Below are 6,995 nucleotides of genomic sequence, written 5' to 3'. Positions count from 1 at the left end.
TGAGGGAAAACTAAAATGAAAATTGTTTTTTGGTTAATTATCGCCGGCACTACCCTTTTAACCCGCTTACTACCATTTTTAATTTTCCCTGAAAAAAAAGAGACACCTCAATATGTTGAATATTTAGGTGCCTTACTTCCCAATGCCATTATCGGCATGCTAATTATCTATTGTTTAAAAGACATCACTCTAACAAGCTATCCTTACGGTTTCCCAGAACTATGTGGAGTAGGTCTCACCGCCTTACTTCACCTTTGGAAAAACAATACGCTTTTAAGTATTGGCGGTGGTACCGCCATTTACATGTTCTTAATTCGCCTAATTTAGAGACTTTCCCCGAAATCCTCTCTAAAACGAGCCACAATTTCTTCCTGCCAGGCAGAAATCGGTCTAAGACGACCAAAGAAAAAACGTAAAATTCGGGGTTCCTCCACAAACTCCAGTCCCCCTACCAAATTACGCTGTTCATATAACCAAGTCAAACGATCTATAGCATATTTAACCTGTGAAAGAGTAAATACCCGCCGCGGCAAGGCCAAACGCAGTAATTCCACTGCCGCTAAAGGCTCATTACCTGCGGCATCCCTTTGCTCAGATAAAGTACCCCTTTCCATTCCCCGTACTCCACTAACTAAGTAATAGGCAGCTGCCAATGCCCCGGCGGGGTACTCCTCTTGCGGCAGATGAGGTAAAAAATCACGGGCATTAATATGACAGCCAAGTCCACCTGGAGGTGTAACCACAGGTACACCTCTTTTTTGTAATTCCCCAGTCATATAAGCAATAAATTCCGGGCCCTGTTTAATCATTTCTTCATCCAAAGTTTCTTCCAAACCAACTGCAATGGCTTCCATTTCACGCACCGACATACCACCATAAGTTAAAAAACCCTCATAAAGTGGGATTAACTCCCGCATTTTTTCAAAAGCCGCCAGATGATTAGTACAAATAACTCCACCACGGGCACAACCTAATTTACGTGCTGAAAAATAGATTATCTCAGACAAACCCGCTATCTCTTTCACTATTTCTCCGATACTTAAGTCTCGACATTCAACTTCCCGCTGTTTTATAAAATAAAGATTATCAGCCAAAAGACTAGCATCTAAAACAAGCAAAAGCCCATATGATTTACATATTTCCTTTACCTGCCGTAAATTAGCCAATGAAAAAGGCTGTCCACCAATTAAATTAGCACCAGCTTCCATACGGACAAAAGCAATTTTCTCTACTCCCTTTTCTTCAATAATGGCCTGCAATTGCCCAACATCCATATTACCCTTAAAAGGATGCTCACTAGTTAACTGCCAAGCCTCCGCAATAGGTATTTCAATTATTTCACCACCATTTAACGTTATATGGGCTTTAGTAGTAGTAAAATGATAATTCATGGGGACAAACGAACCTTGAGTTACAAAAACTTGTGCAATAATGTTTTCACAGGCCCGCCCTTGATGAGTAGGCAAAAAGAATTCCTTCCCAAAAATTTCTTTTATTTTATTTTCCAAACGAGTAAAAGTTTCTGAACCAGCATAACTATCATCAGCCCGCATCATTGCCGCCAGCTGTAAATCACTCATGGCATTAACTCCACTATCAGTTAACATATCTAAAAAAACATCTCGATTCTTTAGAAGAAAGGTATTATTACCTGCCTCCCTAATTGCTTTCAGACGTCGTTCAATAGGTTTAAGGTTTAATTTTTGAACAATCCTCACCTTATGCATCTCCAACGGTAAATCAGCTTCATAAAAAAATTTAACTTTAGACAATGACTTTCCCCCTCATTTAATTTTTACGGTAGAAAAAAAACACTCCCACCAGGAGTGCATACTTTTCCCTCAATTTTGCCATCCTACCGTTCTCCGCTAATTATTGTACAATAGTATTCCACGGAAAGCAATAACCTTTACCCTATTAAACATCACCACAATTCCACCCTAAATAATTAAAAAACAGTCCCCTTAAAGGGACTGTTTTTTATTAACGCACCGGCCCATCATATCTCCTTTTTTTAGTAGCCTCTTTTAAAAGCTCCACAAGATTAACCTCACTTTTAAAACCATCCTCTGCTCTAGCCTTCATAGTCAGTTCATAATTTAAAGCACGTCCATTTTTCAAAGACCTGATAGCATCATCATATTCTGCGGAAACAACCCCATAAGCTTCAATAGCGGCAATAATTTCCTTACTATTTCCGGAATCTTTAACATTATGTACTCTTTGAATAGCCGCAAAAAAACCCTCCCTAACCTCTTCTAATTTTTTACTTACAACACGTGCATTTGAATTCCTACTCAAGAAAAACACCCCTTTATATCTATTTTTTTTCATATCCTCAGACTTCATCTGCTGACAGCAATTCACCTTGCAAACAACACAAAGCACAGTCAGGCAGTTTACCTCGGAGGAAAAGTTCCTCAAGATTTGAATTGTCATAATGATGTGTAATAAAAAAGTAGAGATCTGCCGGGTAACCAGGTTTGATCTGTCCTTGCTTCTCTTTACCTAAAGCCTTGGCCAGTGCCCCAGTTAAAGAAGCAGCCAATTCTTCCAAAGTAGGATCAGGGGGTAAAACCTCCGGCAAAAGGTAAACTTTATCCTCAGCTGATAATTCTTGTTGTAAATCCCGAAAGGTCTGTTCAACACTTAGACCTTTTTGATGAGCTAATTGTGCTAAACTTAATCCCTGATAAGGTGGCTGAGAAAAATAGAGTGCTGTGGCAGGATAACGGGGATAAGCGGAGTAAAAATGATGTTCTAATATATTATCACTAGATTCAAATTCTGGTACCCAAGGCATCACCGTTAAACCACCAGCATCAAAAACCGGGCAATCCTCTACTTCTATAACACCTACCTGAACTAAAACTCCATCCTTAATGCCTAGATCACCACGAAAGACTTCTTTTTCACCACTACCATCTAAAATTTGAGCATATTTAATTACTATATCATATTTTTGCGGAAATTGCAAATCACCTTCTGCTTGTAAAATTGTAAACAGAAAAAAATAGGCACCGTAAATTAATAATCCCATTAAAAATAATAAGAACAAATTTTTAATTACCCGCAAAACAAATCACCCCAAAAACAATTATTTAGGTAAATGGATAGCCTTTTGCTCTATAGCCTGATAAGCCTCACCCATTGCCTCCGAAATTGTAGGATGAGGATAAATATAATTAGCCAGATCATTAGGTGTAGCTTTTAAATTTAAAGCCACAATTACTTGTGAAATTAACTCCGTGGCCTGTGGGCCCCAAATATGAACTCCCAATATTTTTTCGGCGGTCTGATCAGCAATTACCTTTATAAACCCTTTTCTTTCCTCCATGATTTGTGCCCTACCATTTGCCGCAAAAGGATAATGAGCTATTTTAAGCACACCATATTTTTCTCGAGCTTCATTTTCTGTTAAACCTACAGAAGCTATTTCTGGTAGCGAATAAATACACTGTGGAATAACCGCATAATTCATTGGCTCTGACTTACCCAAAAGATGATCAATAACAAAAAGCCCCTCTGCTATAGCCTTATGGGCTAGAAGCCATTTTCCATTAACATCACCAAGGGCATATACCCGAGGTAAATTAGTACGTAAAAAAGCATCTGTTTTTATACCACCTTTAGTTAGTTCCAAACCTAATTTCTCCACATTAAGCCCCGGATATGAGGGTGTTCTACCAGCGGCTACCAGAATTTTTTCAGCCTGTAGTTCTTTAATTTCCCCCTTGTTTTTTATTAATAAGGTCTCTTTTTCAACCCTTAAAGTCTCAGTATTTGTATAAAGAGTAATTCCCTGTCCCCACAAATCACGAGTCAATTCCTCTACTAATTCGGTATCTAAACGAGGCAGTAAATTTTTCTCCCTTTCAATTATAGTTACTTCTACCCCTAAAGCCCGAAAAATAAAAGCAAACTCAATACCGATAACTCCACCACCCAAAATGACCAATGAAGCAGGCACCTCTTTTAAAGTTAATGCCTGATCACTTTTAAGCACCTCGGCTGTTTCTAAACCGGGGATTTTTAGTGTCCGCGGTTTAGAACCAGTAGCAATAATTAAATTTTCCACACGATATTTTTCCGCAGCTACCTGTACTAAATGAGGATCTTCTTCCAACACAGCTTTACCGCGAACTACTTTTACTCCCCAAGTTTTTAATAAATTAGCCACTCCTAGGGTTAAACGACGCTGTGTCCTCATTTTATTGGACTGCATTTTAGACCAATCCAATTTGACCGCATTTAAATCTACCCCGGTAATTCCCCAGCGGGCCAATTTTTTTAATTCCTGTTTAGCTTTAATACTCTGCAAAAGTGTTTTTGTAGGTATACAGCCCCTATTTAAACAAGTCCCTCCCAATTCATCTTTTTCAAACAGTACAGTTTTTAAACCAGACTGGGCAGCTCGAATAGCGGCAACATAACCACCTGGTCCACCACCGATTATTCCAACAGCATAATTTTCGACGTTTTTTTCCGACACTTGACAACACTCCCTTGTTTTTCTTCTTCATTACATTATAATTCCCTGCCTAAAAAGATTAAACAAAAAAAGGTGCTGATTACAGCACCTATAATTGCGGGACATATTTTTCTATTTTTCTATCACCTGAAGTAGTTCTTTCAGCAGATAAAAAATCTGACTTACTTCGGGCAAGTGTTTTCTTCTGGGGCTTAATCCGATAACCTTGCCTTTTCCCTTTAACCCTATCCAAAACAAAACCAATTACTTTATCAGCATCCTTTAAAGCCCTAAACATATCTTTACGGGTAATATCAATTTGAAAAGGATAACGGGCCCTTACGCCATATGGTGTTAAATTAATACTTGATTCCTCAATTTGCTCAAAATTCGGATCCTTTTCCACACACATTTTTGATAACCAACCTAAATCATGTGTCAGGGGCGGTTTAGACACATCGTTTAAAATTAAATATCCCTTTAAAGCCTTTTCCGCAGCTTGTTGACATAGAAAGCAAATATTTTCCATGGGGGAAGTAGGCATTTCAGCTAAGTATTGAGCACTAGTAAAATCCTGCTGAGCATAATTGAACCATTCAGCAGCAATTAACCTTTTAGCCTCCATAGAGCTTCACCCCTTCCCGGACTATCGTTTGCTCTAATGTAGGCAATTCCTTACGCTTCTCAAAATCACTTTTTTCACTTACCAAAAGATAAAGTGGAAATTCTTTTAAATCATAAAGGGCTTTATTTAAAAGCTGCATGGCTTTTAAAGGACGCATACTCTTATCAGTAATTACCACATAAAAAGTTGAATCTTCATAAAAATAAATAGCTTCAGCAGCCACAGTTTGCAAAATTACCTCTTTTATTTTCTCCAATTCACTTAACATTTTCAATCACCTTCCACCGGGTAAATCCCTTTTTTTTCGATTTATAACCTTGGTAGTGCTGATTAAAGGTTCGCCTTCCGACGAATAACCTGCCCGATGGTCTAATCTTTCATTCATTTCACGTAAAAAGGCTTTTTGTTTTTCTAGTACCTTTTTTCTATGATCTATGGATTTTTTTAAGTAGGACATGTCTTCACCTCCATTAAAAAATTCTGCTTATATTATTATAGCATTTTGGAAATGTTTAGTAAACTAAAATTCCCCCTCTTAAATGAGGGGGGAATTTTTTAACTTAATTTTCTCTGCAAAAGCTGTGTAACTATTTGGGGATTAGCCTGTCCTCTAGTCTCCTTCATTATTTGACCCATCAAAAATCCGAAGGCTTTCTTTTTGCCACTTTGGTAATCAGCTACTGATTGTGGATTAGCGGCCATAACCCGTTCAATAATTTCCGTTAATGCTTTTTCATCAGAAATTTGTACTAAACCCTTTTCAGCAATTATTACTTGGGGAGCTTTTCCCGTAGCAAACATTTCGGCAAATACTTTTTTAGCCATTTTACCACTAATTTCCCCGGAATCCAGCTTAGCTAGCAATTGGGCCAATTGAGCTGGTGTAATCTTACTTGCTTTAATCTCCTGATTATGGGCATTCAAAAGCCCCAAAAACTCTACCATTATCCAATTGGCTACACCTTTAGGATCAGGATGTAATCTAACGGTTTGCTCAAAAAAGTCAGCCAAAGCTTTAGTAGCCGCAAGTACATCAGCATCATAAGCCGACAAACTATATTCTTTAATCCAGCGTGCTTTGCGGGCCATCGGCAATTCCGGTAAAGTAGCTTTTATTTCCTGAACCCAATGTGGATCTAAATCCAAAGGTGGTACATCTGCTTCTGGGAAATAACGATAATCTAGAGCAGAAGTCTTATCCCGCATTACCAATGTTTTCCCCGTCGTTTCATCCCAGGTACGAGTTTGTGGTAAAACATTTTCTCCAGCTGTTAATAATTTTACTTGTCGCTGACATTCATATTCCAAAGCCCGTTCCAAAGCCCGAAATGAATTCATATTTTTAATTTCAGTTTTAACACCTAACTCCTGTATACCACGCGGACGCATAGAAATATTGGCATCACAACGCAAAGAACCTTCCTCCATCTTTACATCAGAAACTCCAATATATTCTAAAATGGCTCGTAATTGTTCCAAAAAATAACGTGCTTCGACAGGTGTAGTCAGATCTGGTTCAGTAGCAATTTCAATTAAAGGCACCCCTGCCCGATTATAATCGACTAAAGAATAATCCGAAGTAGTTATATCAGTGCCACTGTGCAGCAATTTCCCTGCATCTTCTTCTAAATGAATCCGATTAATTCCAATTTTTTTCCGCTTCCCAGCTGCCTCTATTTCCAAATAACCATTTTTACAAATCGGCTGATCATATTGCGTAATTTGATAGGCGGTAGGTAAATCGGGATAAAAATAATTCTTACGATCAAATTTACTAATTAAATTAAGGGAACAATTCAAAGCTGCTCCCGCCATTATAGCTAATTTAACCACCTGTTTATTTAAAACCGGCAAGGCACCCGGTAAACCTAAACAAACCGGGCAGACATGCGTATTTTC

The 6,995-nt window shown here is 38.3% G+C and carries 9 protein-coding genes; 1 reads left to right on the top strand and 8 read right to left on the bottom strand.

The window, feature by feature from the left end; genetic code table 11:
* Window positions 1-15 precede the first annotated feature (15 nt).
* Window positions 16-327, top strand: coding sequence for a branched-chain amino acid transporter AzlD (locus GX687_05295; GenBank protein HHX96855.1), 312 nt, complete (start codon window positions 16-18; stop codon window positions 325-327).
* Here the strand turns inward: GX687_05295 and GX687_05290 are convergent.
* The 8 genes from GX687_05290 to gatB form a co-directional block, all read right to left on the bottom strand.
* A complete protein-coding gene (locus GX687_05290) occupies window positions 324-1,772 on the bottom strand; it encodes a tryptophanase (protein HHX96854.1) in 1,449 nt (482 codons plus the stop codon). The two genes, GX687_05295 and GX687_05290, sit on opposite strands and share 4 nt — an antisense overlap.
* A gap of 211 nt (window positions 1,773-1,983) precedes the next feature.
* On the bottom strand, window positions 1,984-2,301 hold the full coding sequence (locus GX687_05285) for a hypothetical protein (protein ID HHX96853.1): 318 nt from the start codon (window positions 2,299-2,301) through the stop codon (window positions 1,984-1,986).
* A gap of 37 nt (window positions 2,302-2,338) precedes the next feature.
* Window positions 2,339-3,076, bottom strand: coding sequence for a hypothetical protein (locus GX687_05280; GenBank protein HHX96852.1), 738 nt, complete (start codon window positions 3,074-3,076; stop codon window positions 2,339-2,341).
* A 21-nt stretch (window positions 3,077-3,097) separates the two neighbouring features.
* Window positions 3,098-4,492 (bottom strand): dihydrolipoyl dehydrogenase, encoded by a 1,395-nt coding sequence (lpdA, locus tag GX687_05275; protein HHX96851.1) that lies wholly within the window; start codon window positions 4,490-4,492, stop codon window positions 3,098-3,100.
* 88 nt (window positions 4,493-4,580) lie between these two features.
* Window positions 4,581-5,096 carry a HEPN domain-containing protein gene (locus GX687_05270; protein ID HHX96850.1) on the bottom strand — a complete coding sequence of 172 codons (516 nt, stop codon included), beginning with the start codon at window positions 5,094-5,096 and terminating at the stop codon, window positions 4,581-4,583.
* Window positions 5,086-5,364 carry a nucleotidyltransferase domain-containing protein gene (locus GX687_05265; GenBank protein HHX96849.1) on the bottom strand — a complete coding sequence of 93 codons (279 nt, stop codon included), beginning with the start codon at window positions 5,362-5,364 and terminating at the stop codon, window positions 5,086-5,088. Before GX687_05265 ends, GX687_05270 begins: the two co-directional genes overlap by 11 nt.
* Before the next feature lie 6 nt (window positions 5,365-5,370).
* Window positions 5,371-5,553, bottom strand: coding sequence for a hypothetical protein (locus tag GX687_05260; GenBank protein HHX96848.1), 183 nt, complete (start codon window positions 5,551-5,553; stop codon window positions 5,371-5,373).
* A gap of 98 nt (window positions 5,554-5,651) precedes the next feature.
* Window positions 5,652-6,995: Asp-tRNA(Asn)/Glu-tRNA(Gln) amidotransferase subunit GatB (gene gatB, locus GX687_05255; GenBank protein HHX96847.1), on the bottom strand; the 1,344-nt coding region annotated here is incomplete at its 5' end.

This window comes from Clostridia bacterium (genome assembly GCA_012841935.1).
Classification (GTDB): domain Bacteria; phylum Bacillota; class Peptococcia; order DRI-13; family DTU073; genus DUTS01.
This window is presented reverse-complemented; position numbering and strand designations above follow the sequence as displayed.

What these genes read in the sequence shown, in the direction of transcription:
- GX687_05295 (HHX96855.1), top strand. Translation starts at nt 16, where the DNA reads ATGAAAATTGTTTTTTGGTTAATTATCGCCGGCACTACCCTTTTAACC.
- GX687_05270 (HHX96850.1), bottom strand. Translation starts at nt 5,096, where the DNA reads ATGGAGGCTAAAAGGTTAATTGCTGCTGAATGGTTCAATTATGCTCAG.
- GX687_05265 (HHX96849.1), bottom strand. Translation starts at nt 5,364, where the DNA reads ATGTTAAGTGAATTGGAGAAAATAAAAGAGGTAATTTTGCAAACTGTG.
- GX687_05260 (HHX96848.1), bottom strand. Translation starts at nt 5,553, where the DNA reads ATGTCCTACTTAAAAAAATCCATAGATCATAGAAAAAAGGTACTAGAA.